Source organism: Speluncibacter jeojiensis (assembly GCF_029589495.1).
GTDB classification, from domain to species: domain Bacteria; phylum Actinomycetota; class Actinomycetes; order Mycobacteriales; family Mycobacteriaceae; genus Speluncibacter; species Speluncibacter jeojiensis.
On the sequence record NZ_JAAIVF010000002.1, the window covers coordinates 277,867 to 296,048 of the forward strand.

The 18,182-nt window shown below is 70.9% G+C and carries 12 protein-coding genes; 8 read left to right on the plus strand and 4 right to left on the minus strand.

Annotation, left to right across the window (positions count from 1 at the left end; genetic code table 11):
- Positions 1 to 83 precede the first annotated feature (83 nt).
- The 5 genes from G4X40_RS08525 to G4X40_RS08545 all read left to right on the plus strand — a co-directional run bounded on the left by G4X40_RS08525 (position 84) and on the right by G4X40_RS08545 (position 4,325).
- Positions 84 to 1,229: an acyl-CoA dehydrogenase family protein gene (locus G4X40_RS08525; protein WP_277831691.1), complete on the plus strand. Its 1,146-nt coding sequence runs from the start codon at positions 84 to 86 to the stop codon at positions 1,227 to 1,229.
- 145 nt (positions 1,230 to 1,374) lie between these two features.
- On the plus strand, positions 1,375 to 2,145 hold the full coding sequence (locus tag G4X40_RS08530; protein ID WP_277831692.1) for an SDR family NAD(P)-dependent oxidoreductase: 771 nt from the start codon (positions 1,375 to 1,377) through the stop codon (positions 2,143 to 2,145).
- A complete protein-coding gene (locus G4X40_RS08535) occupies positions 2,142 to 2,606 on the plus strand; it encodes a MaoC family dehydratase (RefSeq protein ID WP_277831693.1) in 465 nt (154 codons plus the stop codon). The genes G4X40_RS08530 and G4X40_RS08535 overlap by 4 nt, the downstream gene beginning before the upstream one ends.
- Positions 2,603 to 3,364, plus strand: coding sequence for an SDR family NAD(P)-dependent oxidoreductase (locus G4X40_RS08540; protein WP_277831694.1), 762 nt, complete (start codon positions 2,603 to 2,605; stop codon positions 3,362 to 3,364). Before G4X40_RS08535 ends, G4X40_RS08540 begins: the two co-directional genes overlap by 4 nt.
- A gap of 109 nt (positions 3,365 to 3,473) precedes the next feature.
- Complete coding sequence (locus G4X40_RS08545) at positions 3,474 to 4,325, plus strand: IclR family transcriptional regulator (RefSeq protein ID WP_277831695.1); 852 nt, start codon at positions 3,474 to 3,476, stop codon at positions 4,323 to 4,325.
- Positions 4,326 to 4,665: 340 nt separating this feature from the next.
- On the opposite strand, the gene G4X40_RS08550 is transcribed toward G4X40_RS08545, so the two are convergent.
- From G4X40_RS08550 to G4X40_RS08560, 3 genes are all read right to left on the minus strand, one after another.
- Positions 4,666 to 6,135, minus strand: a complete 1,470-nt coding sequence (locus G4X40_RS08550; RefSeq protein WP_277831697.1) for a dynamin family protein — start codon at positions 6,133 to 6,135, stop codon at positions 4,666 to 4,668.
- The gene (locus G4X40_RS08555; RefSeq protein WP_277831699.1) at positions 6,132 to 7,985 is read right to left on the minus strand and encodes a dynamin family protein; all 1,854 of its coding nucleotides are present in this window, start codon (positions 7,983 to 7,985) and stop codon (positions 6,132 to 6,134) included. Before G4X40_RS08555 ends, G4X40_RS08550 begins: the two co-directional genes overlap by 4 nt.
- Positions 7,986 to 8,132: 147 nt before the next feature.
- Complete coding sequence (locus G4X40_RS08560; protein ID WP_277831700.1) at positions 8,133 to 11,243, minus strand: IniB N-terminal domain-containing protein; 3,111 nt, start codon at positions 11,241 to 11,243, stop codon at positions 8,133 to 8,135.
- Between the two features lie 280 nt (positions 11,244 to 11,523).
- Between G4X40_RS08560 and G4X40_RS08565 the strand changes: the two genes are divergently transcribed.
- The 3 genes from G4X40_RS08565 to G4X40_RS08575 all read left to right on the plus strand — a co-directional run bounded on the left by G4X40_RS08565 (position 11,524) and on the right by G4X40_RS08575 (position 17,595).
- Positions 11,524 to 13,518 carry an Hsp70 family protein gene (locus G4X40_RS08565; RefSeq protein ID WP_277831702.1) on the plus strand — a complete coding sequence of 665 codons (1,995 nt, stop codon included), beginning with the start codon at positions 11,524 to 11,526 and terminating at the stop codon, positions 13,516 to 13,518.
- 9 nt (positions 13,519 to 13,527) lie between these two features.
- Positions 13,528 to 16,068: a LuxR C-terminal-related transcriptional regulator gene (locus tag G4X40_RS08570; RefSeq protein ID WP_277831703.1), complete on the plus strand. Its 2,541-nt coding sequence runs from the start codon at positions 13,528 to 13,530 to the stop codon at positions 16,066 to 16,068.
- 186 nt (positions 16,069 to 16,254) lie between these two features.
- A complete protein-coding gene (locus tag G4X40_RS08575) occupies positions 16,255 to 17,595 on the plus strand; it encodes a S1 family peptidase (protein WP_277831705.1) in 1,341 nt (446 codons plus the stop codon).
- A gap of 77 nt (positions 17,596 to 17,672) precedes the next feature.
- Here the strand turns inward: G4X40_RS08575 and G4X40_RS08580 are convergent, their stop codons facing one another.
- Complete coding sequence (locus G4X40_RS08580) at positions 17,673 to 18,140, minus strand: hypothetical protein (RefSeq protein ID WP_277831707.1); 468 nt, start codon at positions 18,138 to 18,140, stop codon at positions 17,673 to 17,675.
- Between the last annotated feature and the right edge of the window lie 42 nt (positions 18,141 to 18,182).

Below are 18,182 nucleotides of genomic sequence, written 5' to 3' on the forward strand. Positions count from 1 at the left end.
CATCTCGTTGCACATATTGACTTTCTCACATCACGACCACACACTAAGCGAACGCTTAATCGAGGCGAATGAGAGGGCACCAAGTGGACAGGTCCGTGTACACCGACGATCACGAGCAGTTCCGCAAGTCGGTACACGACTTCCTCGAGCGGCAGGTGGCGCCGCGAGTCGAGGAGTTCGCCGAACACAAGCTCATCGCCCGTGACGTGTGGCGTGCAGCGGGTGAGCAGGGCGTGCTCGGGCTCGAGATCCCGGAGGGGTACGGCGGCGGCGAGGCGGGCGACTACCGATTCAATGCGGTCGCGACCGAAGAACTCGCCGCCGTGAACGCGGCTTTGGCCTCCGCATTCGGAATTCACTTCGACATCGCGACACCGTATGTCGTCGACCTCGCCGCCGAGAGCCAAAAGCAGCAGTGGCTGCCCCGGATGGCGGCCGGTGAGGCGGTCGCCGCCATCGCCATGACCGAACCGTCCGGTGGTTCGGACCTGGCGAATCTCAAGTCGACCGCTGTACGAGACGGGTCGGACTGGATCCTGAACGGCGCCAAGACATTCATCACGAACGGCTACACCGCCGACATCGTGGTCGTGGCCGCTCGCACCGACCCGGAGAAGCGGTCGAAGGGCATCAGTCTCTTCCTCGTCGACTCCTCGCTGCCCGGCTTCGAACGAGGACGCAAGCTCGACAAGGTCGGCCAGCCGGAGGCCGACACCGCCGAGCTGTTCTTCGACGATGTGCGGCTTCCTGCCGACGCGCTACTCGGCGAGCCCGGCATGGGATTCGTGGCGATGATGGAGCGCCTCCCGCAGGAGCGGGTCGGTGCGGCGGTCGCGAACATCGCGCACGCGAAGCAGATCCTGCACGAGACGATCGAATATGCCAAGGAGCGCAAGGCTTTCGGGAACTCGATCGGATCCTTCCAGCACAACAAGTTCCTGTTGGCCGAGCTGGTCACCAAAATCGAGGTTGCCCAGGCCTACGTCGACGCCGCCGTGGTCGAGCACGCCGGGGCCGGGCTCAGCGCGGTCGACGCCGCGAAAGCCAAGTGGTGGTCGGCGCAGGTGCAGAACGAGGTGCTCGACCACTGCGTGCAACTGCACGGCGGCTACGGATATATGCGCGAATACCGTGCCGCCCGCGCCTGGATGGACGCCCGCGTGACCAAGATCTGGGCCGGCTCCAACGAAATCATGAAGGAAATCATCGGCCGCGACCTCGCACTCTGATCCACCATCGACGAACTGAAAGCAGACGTTCCGTGACAGAAGCCGTCATCGTCTCCACCACCGGCTCGCCGATCGGCCGGGCCGGCAAGGGAGTGCATCGGCGGTGGCCAAGGCATGGCTGCCATCTTCGAAAGGCTCACCTGATATGACCAGCATCGAAACCGACGCGGCGACAACCACGTCAAATGTCACCTTCGACTTCAACGGCCAGACGGTGATCGTCACCGGCGCTGCCCGCGGCATCGGCCTCGAACTTGGCCGGTTCTTCTGTCGGTCCGGCGCGACCGTGTACCTGGTCGACTTCGACGCCGACGCCCTCGACACGGCGACCGCTGAGGTCGGCTGCCGCGGCGCTGTCGCCGACGTCAGCGACACCAGATCGGTGCGGGCCGTCATCGACAGGGCCATCGCAGAGACCGACCGGATCGACGTGCTGGTCAACAATGCCGGGATCCTGCGCGACCGGATGCTGTGGAAACTCACCGACGAGGACTACGAGCAAGTGATGGCCGTACACGCGGGCGGCACCTTCCGGTTCACCCGGGCGTGTGTTCCGCACTTCCGCGAGCGCGGGTACGGGCGCGTCGTCAATGTCACCTCGTACACGGGGCTGCACGGGAACCCCGGCCAGGCGAACTACGCGATGGCCAAGGCCGGCGTCATCGGCTTCACGAAGACTGCCGCCAAGGAACTGGCACGCTTCGGCGTCACCGTGAACGCGATCTCACCGAACGCAGAGACACGCATGATCGCCTCCATACCCGACGACAAGCGCGCGGAGCTGACCGCGCAGATACCCTTGGGCCGCTTCGCCGATCCACGTGAGATGGCTGCCGCCGTCGCGTTCCTCGCCTCCGCCGACGCCGGCTACATCACCGGCGTGGTGGTCCCCGTGGACGGGGGGATCTCGATATGACGACCTTCGCGGGGCTGCAGGCCGTGCGCGTTTCTGCGGGCACCGAGCTGGGCGTCAGTTCCTGGATCGAATTGCCCCAGAACCGGATCGACACGTTCGCCGAGGTCACCGAGGACCGGCAGTGGATCCACACAGATCCGATCGCGGCTGCTTCCGGACCGTTCGGCGTACCGATCGCGCACGGCTACCTCACGCTCTCGCTGCTCTCGGCGTTCCTTGGGGACCTCCTGGTCATCGACGGAGTCACGGTGGCTGTCAACTACGGGCTCAACAAGGTCCGCTTCCCTGCCCCGGTTCCCGCCGGATCCCGCATCCGCGGCCACGGGCGGCTGGATCAGGTCACGGAGATCCCCGGAGGGATCCAGACCACAACCGTGGTGACCGTCGAATGCGAGGGCGTACCCAAGCCTGTGTGTGTCGCCGAAGTCGTCACCCGTTTCCATGAAGGAGTATCACGATGAACATCCTCGACCGATTCCGGCTCGACGACCGGGTTGCCGTCGTCACCGGCGCCTCCTCGGGGCTCGGCGTCGCCTTCGCCGAGGCACTCGCCGAGTCCGGAGCCCACATCGTCCTCGCCGCGCGAAGACTGGACAAGATGAACCAGACGGCAGAGCTGGTCCGACGCGCCGGAAGGCAAGCGTTGTGCGTGCCGACCGACGTAGCCGACCCCGAGCAGGCCCAGCAGCTGGTCGACGCCGCCATGGACACGTTCGGCCACGTCGACGTCCTGATCAACAACGCCGGCATCGGCACCGCACACCCCGCCACTCGGGAAACCCCGGAACAATTCCGCGAGGTCATCGACGTCAACCTCAACGGTGCCTACTGGGCCGCACAGGCCTGCGGGCGGGTCATGCGCCCCGGGTCCGCGATCGTCAACATTTCCAGCATCATCGGCCTGACCACAGCGGCACTGCCCCAAGCCGCCTATAGCGCCAGCAAGGCCGGACTGATCGGACTGACTCGAGACCTCGCCCAGCAGTGGGGCACCCGCAAAGGCATCCGGGTCAACGCGATCGCGCCCGGGTTCTTCGAGTCCGAGATGACCGACCAGTATCACGACGGGTACCTCGACAGCATGGCGCCCCGGTTGGTACTCGGCCGGATTGGGGATCCCGCCGAACTCGCGGCGACCGTGGTCTGGCTGGCCTCGGATGCGGCGGGCTATGTCACCGGGCAGACCATCGCCGTCGACGGCGGGATCACGATCACATGATCTCCCCCGATGTCTGTGCCCGAACGACCTTACGTGGACGAGTGTCGAACTCGTTCGGTGCGTGTCTGAATGTGGCGGTCTGACTATGGAGATCGGAGAGGAGCCAAGGATGGCCGGCGCACATGTGGGTACACGCCGGGATTTGCCGTCGTCGATGTTGGAGCGGGTGACGTTGATTCTCGATGCGTTCGAGCAACCGTCAACCCTGTTGAACTTCGAGGAGGTGACCAGCCGCACCGGACTGCCGCGGTCGACGGTGCACAGGATCCTCGACCAACTCGCGCAGCTGCACTGGCTCGACCACGGCAGGGAAGGTTACCGCCTGGGCCGACGTGCACTCCGCCACTGCACCGACGGAATTCACGGAGAGATCCGTCGAGCTGCCGCACCGCACATGCATGAACTTCACGTGCGTACCGGCATGGTGGTGGACCTGGCTGTCCTCGATGGCTCCAAGGAGGTCATTATCGACAGACTCGGCCGCCAGTCCGCTGGCACGCCAGTGTCGACAGTCGGCGCACGTTACCCTGCCTACCTCACCGCCGGTGGCCGCGCACTGCTCGCATGGCTCGAACCCGAACGCGCTGACGCGCTGATACAGGACGAGCGACATGGAAAGGCCAGCGGAAGCAACTGGACGCCGCCCGTGCTGCGCCAGGAACTCCACTGGATCCGGCACCGCAGGGGCCTGTCGATCGACCCCACCGGTACTAAAGGCGCGGGCACGAGCTTCACCTGCGTCGCCCTCGCCATCCGCGGACCGCACGGCCCGGTCGCGGCCATCACGCTGCATCCGCAATCGCGCCCGGGGGCGCGCCGGGCATCAGTCGAACACATCGCACAACTACTGGCCGAAACAGTACGCCGCACCGCCATAGACCTATTCCCCCCAAGGTGGCACTGCAGCGACAAATGGCCGCGTCATCCACATGAGCACGCTCGGACTAACCTCCGGATATAGACGCTGCTTGCGCCACCGAACAGCAACGACGGAATTGCCCTTTCCAGGCGGCGCCCTGCTACCTGCTCCGGACGTCGGGTGCGGTCGCGTCGACGGGTTGGTTCTGGTCTGTGGAGAGCGCCTCGGGCCGCACTGCCCCGCCGGTGCCTGACGTTGATCGACGCTGTCGCGTTGTGTTGCTACACACCTGATCTCGGGGTCGAAGCCGAGGAACGGGACAACTCGCTCCTGGCGCTGCGCCACGGCCGAACGATCGCCAAATACCGCCTGACATGCGGTTATACGACTTTACCGGGCCCCTGGCCAAGGCTCACCGCAACCGCGCTCACTGCAACCGCGCTCACTGCAACCGCGCCACGATGCCCTCCGCGCTGCGTGCGGCGGTGCGCGCGCACCGGGTGGTGAACGCATCGTTGAGCGGGTGCGCGGACCGCGCCCGCCACCGCTGCACCTGCGCCACCGCCGCCGCCCGCTGCTCGGCGGCCGAGGCGTGCGGGCCCAGACCCAGCCGGACCCGCGCATCGACACCGACGCCGCCGAGCAGCCGCTGCAGGTCCACCGACTCGTCGGCACCGAAACCCGTTGCCGTCGAGCGCAGCCGGCCGAGCATCCGCATCTCCTCGAATCCGTGAGTGTCCGAGAGCAACCGGTCCGCCGACCGGATCAGCGCGGCGGAGTCGGCGCCGGGGTGCGCGATCAGCACGCGCTTGAGCGCCAGCAGCGCCGAGTGCGCCTTGAGGTCGCCCGCGCGCTGCCCGAACTGTGTCTCGAGCACGTCGCGCAGTTCGTCGAGTCCGCTGCGTTCGAGCAGCCCCCGGCACAGGCTCGGCGCATCGGTGGTGCCCATTCGCAGCAACGTGACCGCCATCCGGATGCCGTACAGCCCGAGGCGGCGCACCAGCCGCCGGTGCGCCTCGGGGTCGGCGCCGGGGATGATGCCCGAGGCGGCGAAGCGGTCCGCCGAGAGCATCGCCAGCTGGAAGTCCTCGGCCGAGACCGCAGCCAGCACGCGCAGCGCGTGGAACTCGTCCTGCCGCAACGTGCGTGCGCCCAAGGCGAGCAGCCCGGCGACCGGCACCACCGACTGGCACAGCCCTGTGTTCTCCAGTTCTCCGGCGAAGCGCGCGGCGACGTCGCGGGCGGAGAGCATCGCGTCGAGCCGGCCCGCGCCGATCTCGTCGGCCCGCGACACCACCCCGACCACGCCGAGCGGCCCGGACTCGCCGCCGACTCGGTTGCCGATCCGTTCCAGGAACGCGATGTCGGTCGCGGCGAGCGTGCGCAGCAGGTACACGACCGCGTCCGCGCCGGACCCGCCCTCGTCGGGGGTGAGGAAGCCGAGGGTGCGGTCGGAGACGTCCTTCGACAGCGACGACGTGCCGGGCGTGTCGATGATCGTGGTGCGGTCCAGATCCCCGGCGGGCCACTGCACCTCGATCCGGTCGACGCGGTCCGCGGTGAGCGCGCCGAGGTCAAAGCTCAGTCGTCCACCGGTGCGCTGCACCAGCACGTTCGCGGACCGCTCTCCGTCGTAGCGCGCGGTTACCGTCGGCGTCGGCCCGCCGCGGTACCACGTGACCACCCGGGTGCACTCTGTGGCGTCGGTCGGCGCAATCTCCTGTCCCACGATCGCGTTGAGCAGCGTGGACTTGCCCGCCTTGAGTGAGCCGGCCAGTGCCACCCGCAGTGGCTGGTCGATACGGCGACGGCAGTCCGCCAGCTGTTCGGTCGCCGCACGGTCGCCGGCGTAGGCCCGCTGCGCCGTGTGGACCAGATCGTTCGCGCGCGCCAGCGCGGTGACCTCCCTCACCGGGCGACTGCCGTCGGCGCGGCCGGCAGCTCGACCGAACCGATCTGCATCGCATAGTGTTTCATCTCGCCGAGCACCTGCAGCTGGCGGTCGATCTGTGACATGCGCGCTTCACGGTCCTGCGCGTCCAGCGCGACCGCCTCCTGCGCAGCGCGCACCGACTCGCTCAACGACCGCAGCGTCTGCTCGGCGACCGACTGGAAGTGGTCGCGCAGCGCGCGCTGCACCAGCCGCAACCGGTCCTTGGACTCCTTGTTCACCTGGAAGCTGACCTCGTCGGTGTAGCGGCGGATCGCGTTCTTCGCCTCGATCCGGCGGCGCTCCACCCGGTTGGCCTTGTCCTCGCGATACGCCTTGGTGCCCAACAGGACTCCCGCGCCGAGCGAGATCGGGTTGACCAGCGCCATGCCCATCAGCGTGGTGACCAGGCCGAACATCAGCACGCCGCCGTAAGAACCGCGCATGCCGATGAGGACCTTCTGGGTGATGCCGACGCGACCGGCCTCGAGGTCGGCGAGGTGGGCCAGGTGCACCGAGTCGCTCTCGGCGCCGCTGCCGTCGACGTGCGGCAGATCCACCGCACCGGCGTCGGCGAAGTGCTCGGCGACCTTCTGCGCCAACCACACCGACCGCTCGTGCGCCCACACGAAGTTGTCGCCTACCGCCGTGGCGATCTGGTCCTCGAGCCACGCGCCGAGCTCGGTCCACTCCTTCTCCGGGTCGCCCTCGTCGACGGCCGCCTCCGCCTCGCGGGTCACCCGCCGCAGCCGGTCGCGCAGGTCGTGGTCGATGTCCGTCGCCAGGTCCGCGATGCCGTCGGCCAGCGTCTGCTGCCACAGCGACGACTTGCGTTGCAGCTGTTCGGCGACGACGCGGGTGCGTTCGAGGTCGCCGATCCGCTGGGCCGCACGGTCGGGGTCGCGCAGGGTGGCCAGCTCGGTGGTGAGCCCGAGCGCCACGTGGTCGGCGACGGCCTCCACGTCCAGCGCGACCGACTTGCGGGTGTTCACATCGGAGTTCGCGACGCTCGCGCGCAGGAAGGCGAACAGGTCGAGGAAGCCGGACTCCGCGTTGAGGCTCTCGTCGCCGAGCCGCACCGCGTGCTCACGCAGCAGCGACGACACCGGCAGCAGCGGCACCGCCAGCCGTCCGCGTTGCAGGTGCTCGTGGTCGGCGCCCACCACCGCGCGCCAGTCCGGATACAGGTCGGTCTTGGTCACCACACAAGCGACCGATGGGCAGATGCCGAGCACCTGGCGGACGAACCGCACCTCGGGCTCGGTGTACTCCTGGCTGGCGTCGCAAACCCACAGCACCGCGTCGGCCGTCGGCAGCAGGTTCAGCGTGCTCGCCGCGTAGGGGTTGCCCTTGCCGCCGACACCCGGGGTGTCGACGAGCACGAGCCCCTCGGCGAGCACCGGGCTGGGCACCGAGACCTCCACGCGCAGCACCCGCCGGCCCTCGGCGCGCGGCGTGTCCGGGGTGATGCCGACGACCTCGTCGAGCGGCAACGGCACCCGCAGCGGCTCGGCCTCCGGCCCTGCCTCGAGCACGAGTTCTGCGGAGGCCTGCGGACCGTACTGGATGACGGTGATGACCGCGGTCGTCTCGTCGTCGCCGACCGAGCAGACCTGCACGCCGAGCAGCGAGTTGACCAGCTGGCTCTTGCCCTGCTTGAGCGCGCCGACGATCACCACCCGCAGCCGCGGATCGGTCACCCGCGTCTTGGCCGCCTCCAGCCGGTCGACCAGGTCGGATCGGTCGGCGACCCTGGCCACCTGGCCGGTCTGGTCCAGCAACTGCACCATCGCCTGCAGTTGCTGGGCCTTCGGGTCGGTGGGGCCCGTCATCGATCACTGCCTGTCATCGAATCCCTACCTCGTCTCCGAGCCGGCCATCTGGTCCGAACTGTGTCTGTCACCGTATACAGCCGGGACTGCCTCCGTCCGCAGCGCGCGTTCGGAGGCAGTCCCGTCACCGTGGGGTCGCGGCACCCGTCACTGCAGCGGCAGGTGGTGGGTGTCGATGGTGCCCGCATCGGTGGTGTGTGTGTCCAGCGGCGTGGCGGCGTCGCTGTGGAACAGCGTGCCGGCGTCGCCGGCCAGACCGCCGTCGTGCAGGGCGGTCGAATCGGTCGCACCGGTGTGCAGCGCGGCCGAGTCGGTCGTGCCCACGGCGGCTCCGCTGTCGCCGGCGACGGCCCCGGCCAGGTGCGAGCCACTGTCGAACGCGCCCTGCACCGAGCTCCAGATGTTGTGGCCGGCATCCGCGGTCCCGGCGGTGCTCGCCCCGCCGCCGATCGTGCCGGAGGTCGCCGCGTGCCCGGCGGCGTCGCCGGTGCTGGTCAGTCCGGCGCCCATGTGGCTCGCGTCGGAGATGGTGCTGCTCAAGTGGCTCGCGCCGCTCGCGTCCGCGGCCGCCGAGCCCGCGCCCGACGCCGCCGTGGACGCATCGCCGCTGCCCGCCGCGACGAAATTGCTCGCCGCGTTGGCCGCTCCGGTCAGTGCGTTGGCGACGTGTCCGCCCAGCGAACCGGATGCATCGCCGGAAGCCGTTGCGCCGGTGTGCACGTCCGCAGAACCGCCCGCACTTGCACCTGCGCCTGCACCGGCAGTTGCACCGCCCGAGAGTCCCGCGCCACCGGACAATCCGCCGCCGAGCGTGCCGGCAGTGTCCGCGCCGAGGTGTGCGGCGTCATTCGCGACGCCGGTCAGTGCTCCGCCCAGGTTCGCGCCACCGGTCGCGGCGCTGCCGAGCACGCTGCTGAGGTTCCCGGCAGCGCCCGCGCCGCCACCGAAGGCGCTGCTGATCAGCCCGCCCAGTCCGGTGGTCGCACCCGCCGCCGCGGTACCGGCGGCGTGCGAGTCGACACCCGCGTTCAGTCCGAGGTTCACGCCCGAGTTCGCTGCTCCTGCAACGGTTCCACCCAGCCCTGCGGCGGTGTTCGCGAGCCCGCCGAGCGCGCCACCCGCGTGCGCGCCGAGCCCGGTCGCCGCGTTCGTGGCTCCGTTCAGTCCTGCCCCGAGGTCACCGCCGGCGTTCGCCAGACCGCTCAGTGCACCGCCCAGGTTCGCACCGAGGTCACCGCCCGCGTTGGCCAAACCACTCAACGCGCCGCCGAGTCCGGCACCCGCATTCGCGGCACCGCCGAGGTCGGCTCCGGCGTCCGCAGCCCCTCCGAGGTCGCCGGCAGCGTTGGCCAAACCACTGAGCGCACCACCGAGATCCGCGCCGCCGTGCGCAGCACCGCCGAGGTTCGCACCGAGGTTGCCTCCGGCGTTCGCCAGGCCACTCAGCGCACCACCCAGATTCGCGCCGAGGTCACCGCCCGCGTTCGCCAAACCACTGAGCGCGCCGCCAAGCCCGGCACCCAGGTCCGCCGCTCCCCCGAGGTCCGCACCCAGGTTCGCGCCGACATTCGCGGCACCGCCGAGATCGCCGGCCGCGTTCGCCAAGCCGCTCAGTGCGCCGCCAAGCCCGGCACCCGCATCCGCCGCACCACCAAGCGCTCCACCCAGATTCGCGCCGAGGTCACCGCCCGCGTTCGCCAAACCACTGAGCGCGCCGCCAAGCCCGGCACCCAGGTCGCCGCCCACATTGGCCAGACCACTGAGCGCACCACCCAGGTTCGCTGCGCCACCGAGGTCTGCACCGAGGTTCGCGCCGACATTCGCGGCACCACCGAGAGCACCGGCCGCGTTGGCCAAACCTCCCAGCGCACCACCCAGATCCGCACCCAGGTTGCCGCCCACATTCGCCAGACCACCCAGCGCGCCACCGAGATCGCCACCCAGGTTCGCGGCACCACCGAGAGCACCGCCCAAATCCGCGCCGAGGTTCGTCGCCGCGTTCAGGGCGCCGCCGAGCGTGCCGCCCGCGTCGACCAACCCGTTCAGCGAACCGCCCAGAGCACCACCAAGATCAGAGACAGCACCGAGAGCACCCCCGAGATCCGCTCCCAATCCGGCCGCGGTGTCGACCACGCCACCCAGCGCACCGCCGAGGTCGCCGGCGGTGTCGGCGATGGCACCGAGGTTCGCGCCGAGGTCGCCGCCCGCACCCAGTGCGGTGCCCAGTGCGCCGCCGAGGTCACCGACGATCCCGGTCGTCGCGCCGAGTCCGAGCCCGGCTCCCAGCGACCCCGACAGCGCGGTCGCGACATTGGAGACGAGGTCCCCGCCGAGCTGACCGTTCAGCAGTCCCGCGAGATCGCCGTTCAGTGCGCCGCCCGCGCCGAAGGCACCGCCGAGCAGGCCGCCGAGGCTCGCCCCCAGGTTGGCACCGAGGTCGCCGCCCACACCGAGCGCGCTGCTGAGCAGTCCGGTCAGGTTTGCGCCTGCCGATCCGGCCGTGTCGACCAGTCCGTTCAGCACGCCCGAGCCGGACAGCGCGGCGTTCAGCGCCGTACCGAAGTCGCCGGCCAGGTTTCCGCCGACGCCCAGCGCGCCGCCGAGGGCACCGGCGATCTGCGAGCCGAGGTCACCGCCCAGGTCCAGGTTGACCCCGCCGTTGGCACCACCGTTGAGCCCGCCGCCCAACAGTCCGCCGAGCGCGGCACCGAGGTCGGCACCGAGCGCGCCGCCCGCACCGAGCGCTGTGCTGAGGGCCGCGCCGAGCATCGGGCCGATGTCCGCGGACAGGTCCAGTCCGGTGGTGCCGCCGATGAGTCCGCCGGGCAGCGAACCGCCGCCGGCCAGTCCCGCGCCGAGACCGAGGCCGGCGCCGAGTCCCAGCCCGCCCAGGCCCAGTCCACCCAGGCCCAGTCCGCCGAGCCCGGCACCACCGAGGTCGGCACCTCCGCCCGCGCCGCCACCGGCACCGACCGTGCCGCCGAGCCCGGGCGCGCCCGCGTCGACGCCTGGAGTCCCCCCGTCGACGCCGGGGCCGGCGGGACCGAGGCCGGTCAGGAAGCTGGTGAGCTCGGTGGGGCTGCCCGCGAACAGGCCGGACTCGCAGACCAGCGGGGCGACCGCCGAGATCGCGTCCGGGCCGACGTCGCCGAGGCCGGCGTTCGCCAGGCACTGCTGCGGGTCGGCGAGGAAGGCCTCGCGGGCCGCCCCGTCACGCAGAAGGTTGAGGATGAACTCGAGTACTGCGTTGGTGGCCATTGCATTCTCCTTAAGACTGCAGTCACACGCGGTGCGACCGGACGGTCCCGACGCTGGCCTGATCAGGCCGATGTACTCCAAGCTAGGCATCCTCGGCGCGGCCGCCAACGGGGTCAATCCCCCTCCCCGCCGGAGCGCCGGATTAGGGGATCGACTCCCCCTGGGGGATACCTCCCCAACCAGCAACCCCACAGGGTCATCTGGGTAACGGCAAAGCCTCTGCCAGCGACAATAGCTGGTGTAGACGGCGGCTACCGCCCACAAACGACGGGAGCAGACGATGGCGACAGGCCTCGGACTGAGCATCGGCACGGTCAATTCGACAGCGGTGATGCACACCGATCACACCGACCCGACCGCACCGGCGGACGACTTCGGGGTGAGCCACGCCAGCACCCTCAAGATCAACGGCGACGAGCGACCGGAACTGGGTGCGACGCCCGGCGACGGCACCGTCATCACCGACTTCGCCACCCGCGTCGGCGACCCGGTACCGCTGATCGCCGACGACGGCACCCAGTATTCGGGTGAGGACCTCGTCGCGACCTCGATGCACTGCCTGGTCGCCGAGGCCACCGCCTACGCGCACGAGGACGCGGTCCCGGCCACGGTCGCGACCTACCCGGCCGTGTACTCGGACTTCGCGGTGGACGCGCTGCGCGGCGCGCTCGACGACATCGGCCTGGGCACGGTCGGGTTGATCTCCGAGCCGGCGGCCGCCGCGGCCTGGCTCGAGGCCGATCGCGGCCCCCTCGACGACACCAGCGTGCTGGTCTACGACCTCGGCGGTTCGACGCTGGACGTGGCGGTGGTCCGCACCGGTGCCGCCGCCGCGGCCGATCCGATCGTGGGGACGCCGCTGCGCTCCGAGGAGGTCGGCGGCACCCAGTTCGACCAGCTGATCCTCGGATATGTGATGTCCGGGCTGGCCGGCCAGTTCGGCGACCTCGACCTGACCGGTCCCGAGTCGGTCGCGGCGCTGACCGCGCTGCGCGACCGCTGCAGGGTCGCCAAGGAGACGCTGTCGGCGCAGACCGAGGCCGTCATCCCGATCGACCTTCCCGGCGTCCGCACCGAGGGCCGCATCGTCCGCGCCGAGTTCGAGGACCTGGTCCACGGCCCGCTGATCGCCTCGCTGGATCTGGTGCACGAGTGCTTGCGCACCGCCGGGGTCACGGTCGGCGACCTCAGCGGCGTGTTGCTGGTCGGCGGCAGCGCGGCCATCCCGCTGCTCACCGAGGTGATCGCGGACAACCTGCAGCTTCCGGTGATCGTCGGGCCGATGTCCGGGACGATCGCCGCCCAGGGCGCCGCATCGTTGGGCGCCGCCCGCGCGGCCGCCGAGCGCGCCGCACTGCTGGCCGCCTCCGGCGCCGGGGCCGTCGGGTCGGTCGCGGCGGCCGAGGCCACGGCAGCGTCGGTCCCGCTGGTGCCGGTGGCGCCGAAGGTGCGACGACTGCCTCCCGCCGTGTGGTGGAAGCGCCGCGCGGTGCTGATCGCCGCCGCCGCGGCCGCCGTCGTGGTCCTGTCGGCGGGCGGGTTGTCGTTCGGCACCGGCCTGTACCCGTCGGTGTTCAAGCCGGCGTCCGACACCACCCAGGTCACCCCCGCCGGGTCGACCACCGGCACGACCGGCCACGCGGGCTCGACCACCGGGACCGACACGGTCGCCGGCACCACCCACCAGGGCGGCACCGCACCCGCCGCGAACGGCACGACCGCGGCGACCCAGCCCGGGCAGGCGACACAACCCGGCCAGACCGGCCAGGTCACCCAGTCCGGCTCCCCCGGCGCCGCCGGCACCGCGGCGACACCGGCCGTCCCGGGCCAGCTGACGGCACCGGCCGCACCGGGTGCGCCGGGTGCGGGCGTGGGCCAGGCCGCGAACGGCATCGGCACCGGGGCCGGGCAGGCCGCCAACGGGGTCGGCAATGCGGTCGGAAACGCCGCCAACGGGGTCGGCAACGGGGCCGGACAGGCCATCAACGGCGTCGGCAGCGGCGCGGGTCAGGCCGCGAACGGCATCGGCAGCGGCGCCGGGCAGGTCGCCAACGGGGTCGGCAGCGGCGTGGGCCAGGCCGCGAACGGTGTCGGCACCGGGGCCGGTCAGGTCGTCGGCGGAGCGGGCGACGCCACGGGCCAGGTCCTGAACGGTGCCGGCAACGCAACCGGCAAGGTGCTCGACGGCACCGGCCAGGTCGTCGGCGGTGTCGGCAACGCGGTCGGCGGGCTGGTGGGCGGCGTGGTCGGCGGCCTCACCGGCGCCAACAACTAGGCCGCGCCGATGCCAGGACCTCACGACCTGCTGCCCCGCTATGCCCTCGCCGGACTCCCGGCCGCGGCGGACCTGTACAACCGGATCAGCGCCGAGCCGACTCGCCCGGCGCGCCGCCTGGTCGTCGGCGTCGCCGGCAGTGGAAAATCGATGCTGCTCACGCTGATTCGCGAGATTCTCCGCGCTGCCGACGTGCCGCTCGCCGACCCCTTCGCCGAGCTGGTCCCGGCAGGCTCGGCGGTCATCGTCGACGACGCCCAGGAGCTCTCGACCGAACGGCTGACCGCACTCGCGCAGTTGGCCCGGCGCGTCGACCTCACGGTCCTGGTGGCCGTCCGTCCACGCTCCTCCGATGCGCGGCTCTCCGCCCTCGGGCGTGCCTTCGCCGACGGCCATCCGCATCTGGTGCTGACCAAGCTCTCCCGCACCCACGCGACCGAGCGCGCCCGGGTGCGACTCGGCGCCGACGCCCTGTCGCCGGCGTTGGTCGAGCTGATCGGCCGGTACAGCGGCGGCGTGGTCGGCACTTTCGACGCCGCACTCGCCGCGCTCGAGGACCTCACCGGCACCGAACTGCGCAGCCGCGCACAGGTCGAGGCCACCCTCGCCGAGGCGGTCCGGTCGCGGATCATCCAGACGCTGCGGGCGACGCCCGCTGACGTGCGCGCCGCACTCGTGGTCGCGGGGCTGGGTGTGCACCTCAACGCACCCGAGCTGGCCCACACCCTCGGCGTCGACGAGGACGCCGCATTGATGCTGATCGATCGCGCGAGATGCACTGGGCTGCTGACGGATACGGATGGCCTGCTCCCCGCCTCCGCGCCGGCGCTCACCGCGGTCGTCGGCGAGTCGGCCATCGGCGCCATCCAGCAACGTGTGCTCTCCGCCCGGCTCGAGCTGGGCACGCTGTCCCTGGCGACCGCGCGCGCGTTGGCCGCCGTGCCCGTGCGCGACCAGCGCCTGGCCGACCACCTGACCGCCGCCGCCGCCGCGGTCGCGGACGCCGACCCCGCACAGGCCGCCGATCTCTACGAGGCGGCGCTGCGCACCGGGAATGTCGACGCCGCCGCCAGCATTCGCCATGCCGAATCCGCCGGGCGCAGCGGAAGTTTCGACCGCGCACTGCAGATCATCGACTCGACCTGGGAGGGTTCGTCGGCGGGGGCGATCCCCGACGAGGACCTGCGGTCGGCCACACGGATCTCCGCCAGCGTGGCGGCCTACCGCGGGCTGACCGCGCGCAGCGCCGAACTGTACGGCTGGCTCGGTCCCGACCGCGCCGGCCTGGACGCGCCGATCGGCGCGGCGGTCCTCATCGCGGAGGGACGGATCGAGCAGGCCCAGGCCATGCTCGACGCCCGCGCCGACCGCCCGCAGACCTCCCTGTCCGCCGCCTGGTCGCTGCTGGCGAATGCTCTGCTGCAATCGCTTTCGTCACCGACCGCCCAGTCTCTGGGCGCGATGATGCGCGCTGTGTCGATGCTGAGCACCGGCCGCAGCGACCGCATGCTGCCGGACACCGTCACCGCGGTCGCCGCCACCGCTGCGGTGCACGCCGGCGAACTGGACCGCGCCGAGTCGCTGCTGCGCCGGGCTCTCGGCGACGCCGATCCGATCGCCGGCCCACGCCACGCGCTGCTGCTGGCGTGGATAGCGATGCTCCGCGGCGACCTCGACGCCGCGCAGTCGCAGCTCGATGCCGTCGGCTCGGCCCTGGTCCAGCGGGATCTGCTGTTCGCGCACGGGCTGCGGCTCGGGCTGGCCCGCCGGCGCGGTGATCTCGGCGCGGTCACCCAGGCCTGGGAGCAGGCCCAGGACGCGGTAGCCGAGGCACGGGCCGACCTGTTCAACCTGCTGCCGTTGGGCGAGCTGTGGGTGGCCGCGGCCCGGCTGCGGGCGTTGCCCCGCATCCTGTTGCTGATCGACGAGGCCCGAGATCTGTTGCGCCGCCTGGGCGAGCCGCCACTATGGTCCGCGGCCGTGCACTGGTACGGCGTGCAGGCAGCCATCCTTTCCGAGCGCCCCGAGGACCTGGTCCCGCACGCCAACTCGCTGTCCGCGGCCGCGGAGTCCGACCCCTATGCGGCGTGTCTGGCCGACGCGGGCCGGGCCTGGATGAAGGTGCTCACCGATCAGGTCGACCTGGCCGAGGTCAGTGCCGCCGCGACCGGACTCGACCGGGTCGGGCTGTCGTGGGACGGCGCGCGGCTCGCCGGCGAGGCCGCGCTGCACGCCGGGTCGACGCAGGACGCGACCGCACTCTTGCAGACCGCGCGCTCGCTCACGCTCGCGCGCACCGCCGAACCCTCCCCAGACGCCGCGGCCAAACCGGCGCTCAGCGGCCCGCTGACGGACCGCGAGGGCGACGTGGCGAACCTGCTGGTGCTGGGCATGCCGTACCGGGAGATCGGGTCGCGGTTGTTCATCTCCGCGAAGACCGTCGAGCATCATGTGGCGCGCATCCGCAACCGACTCGGGGCGCAGTCGCGCAGCGAGATGCTCTCGATGCTCCGGACGATGGGATACGGCGCTCAGCCTGCCGCGACCTGACCTCGCCATTGTTGGATGCCACACTTTTCGATGGCGCAATTGGGGTCGGGCACAGGCATCTTCGGGCCGCCTACCTGCTCAGGTGTTCCTCAGGCGGATGTCGTATGGTAGGCGCGCCGCTCGCGATGTTCGGAGAACCTTCAAGTGGGCGCGGTCTGAACCGACAGCACCTACCGAAGGGACGACATGCGTATCTCGCCTGCGCGGCGCGCAGCGATCATCGGTGCCGCCGTGATCACGGCCCTGATCCCACTGTCAGGCACGGCGCAGGCGGCCCCGACGCCGGCACAGCCGTCGTTGCCGGCGGCGCTGAGCACCGCGGTCGAACGAGATCTGCACATGTCGGTCCCGCAGTATCTCGACCGAGCGGCGTTGGCGCAGAAGCTCGGCCGGTACGCCGACCAGTTACACAAGTCCGATCCGCACGCCTACGCGGGCGCCTGGCTCGACACCAACGGCACCCCGATCGTCGCGGTCACCACCGACGCGGCCGCGCGGAAGGTCGTCGCCGCCGGGTTCCAGCCCAAGCGGGCGCAGTTCTCCGCCGACACGCTCAACGAGTCGCTCGGACAGCTGAACCAGTGGGTCGCGGCGCTGCCGGACAGCATCTCGCGGCAGATCAAGTCCGCCGCGGTCGACATGCTGAACAACCAGATCGTGCTCACCGTCATCAACAGCGACCTCGGCCGGGCGATCAGCCTGCCGGACCTGGCCGCGAAGCTGAAGGTCGACCTGGCCCCGGGCGGTCCCGGGCGCATCGAGTCCGCACCGATCGGCGGCGACACCTATGTGACGACGGCGAAGCCGCTGAACCGATCGATCTCGGCGAACCAGATCACCGTGTGCTCCTTCGGTTTCAGTGCCACCGACGCCGCGGGCAACCCGCTGGCGATCAGCGCGGGCCACTGCGACCCGAACCCGTCTGCGGCCGGCACCTCTGGCGCGGCGCGGGTCTACCTGCCGAACGTGTCGGACATCTACGCGAGCACCCAGGTCGGCAGCTTCGCGCGTTCAGGCCTGGGCAACAAGGCCGACGGCCTCGACTACTCGGTGATCAAGCTCGACTCTTCCGCTGCCACAAAGGGACTGGATCAGCCCGTCGTCCGAGGCGCCCGCGGGACCACCATCACGATCACCGGCACCGCGGCCCCGGTCGTCGGCGCACCGGTGTGCAAGTCCGGGCAGACATCCGGCTACACCTGCGGGGTCGTGCTGGCCGCCAACGTGTCGACCAAGCTGTACGCCTCGGACGGCTCGAGCCGGACCGTGCACGGATTCGCCGACAGCGCCTGCACTCTCAGCGGCGACAGCGGCGGCGCGATCGTCTCCGGCACCCTGGCCATGGGCATCACCAGCGGGTCCAACAGCGACAGCGCGCCAGACTGCCGCACCGCCAACCTCTCGTTGGCCGCGGACGGCGGCACCGTCGGCTTCGGAATGTCGGTGCAGAGCATCGTGAACGAGGTCGGCGCCAAGGCCCCGCAGGGCTCGGTCGGGTCCGGTCTGCGGATCCGCACCGCGCAGTAGCGCACCACTCGCAGCAGAACGGGCGCCCCGGCCGGTCGGATTCCGACGGCCGGGGCGCCCGTTTTGCTCTGCTGCGATCAGGCCTTCGGCGACGCGGGCGCCGGGGCGGACGCGGGCATCGGAGAATTGATCGTGTTCATGTAGTTCATGGTCGCGCCGATGAACGTCGGGCCACCGGCAATGGCCGCGCCGGCCACTCCGCCGAGGAGGCCGCCGGTGATGAAGCCGGGGACACACCCCACACCCGCGCCCATCGCGGCACCGACGACGCACCCCACCGGCGCGCCGACGATCGTTCCGACCAAGCTGCCGACGGTCACGGCGGCGCTGATCTGGTTGGACAGGTATTCCTGCGCCAACTTGTCGCGTTCCTGCTTGGCCTCGGAATCCTGCTGGTTCGCCGGCGCCGGCGCGGCGGCCAGATGCACGTGTGCGGCGGCCGGGACCGGCTGGGCGGCAACGGGGGCCGCGACTGCGGTGCCCGCCCCGAGCACGAGCATGCCGCCGACGGCGACCGCGGCGGCAGAAGTCTTCCAGATTCGCATTCCTGGCCAGTCTTTCTCGTAGGAGACACATCCGAACTACAG

Coding starts and splice junctions, on each gene's coding strand:
- G4X40_RS08530 (WP_277831692.1), top strand. CDS start 1,375: ATGACCAGCATCGAAACCGACGCGGCGACAACCACGTCAAATGTCACC.
- G4X40_RS08535 (WP_277831693.1), top strand. CDS start 2,142: ATGACGACCTTCGCGGGGCTGCAGGCCGTGCGCGTTTCTGCGGGCACC.
- G4X40_RS08540 (WP_277831694.1), top strand. CDS start 2,603: ATGAACATCCTCGACCGATTCCGGCTCGACGACCGGGTTGCCGTCGTC.
- G4X40_RS08545 (WP_277831695.1), top strand. CDS start 3,474: ATGGCCGGCGCACATGTGGGTACACGCCGGGATTTGCCGTCGTCGATG.
- G4X40_RS08555 (WP_277831699.1), bottom strand. CDS start 7,985: ATGACGGGCCCCACCGACCCGAAGGCCCAGCAACTGCAGGCGATGGTG.
- G4X40_RS08560 (WP_277831700.1), bottom strand. CDS start 11,243: ATGGCCACCAACGCAGTACTCGAGTTCATCCTCAACCTTCTGCGTGAC.
- G4X40_RS08565 (WP_277831702.1), top strand. CDS start 11,524: ATGGCGACAGGCCTCGGACTGAGCATCGGCACGGTCAATTCGACAGCG.
- G4X40_RS08570 (WP_277831703.1), top strand. CDS start 13,528: ATGCCAGGACCTCACGACCTGCTGCCCCGCTATGCCCTCGCCGGACTC.
- G4X40_RS08575 (WP_277831705.1), top strand. CDS start 16,255: ATGCGTATCTCGCCTGCGCGGCGCGCAGCGATCATCGGTGCCGCCGTG.
- G4X40_RS08580 (WP_277831707.1), bottom strand. CDS start 18,140: ATGCGAATCTGGAAGACTTCTGCCGCCGCGGTCGCCGTCGGCGGCATG.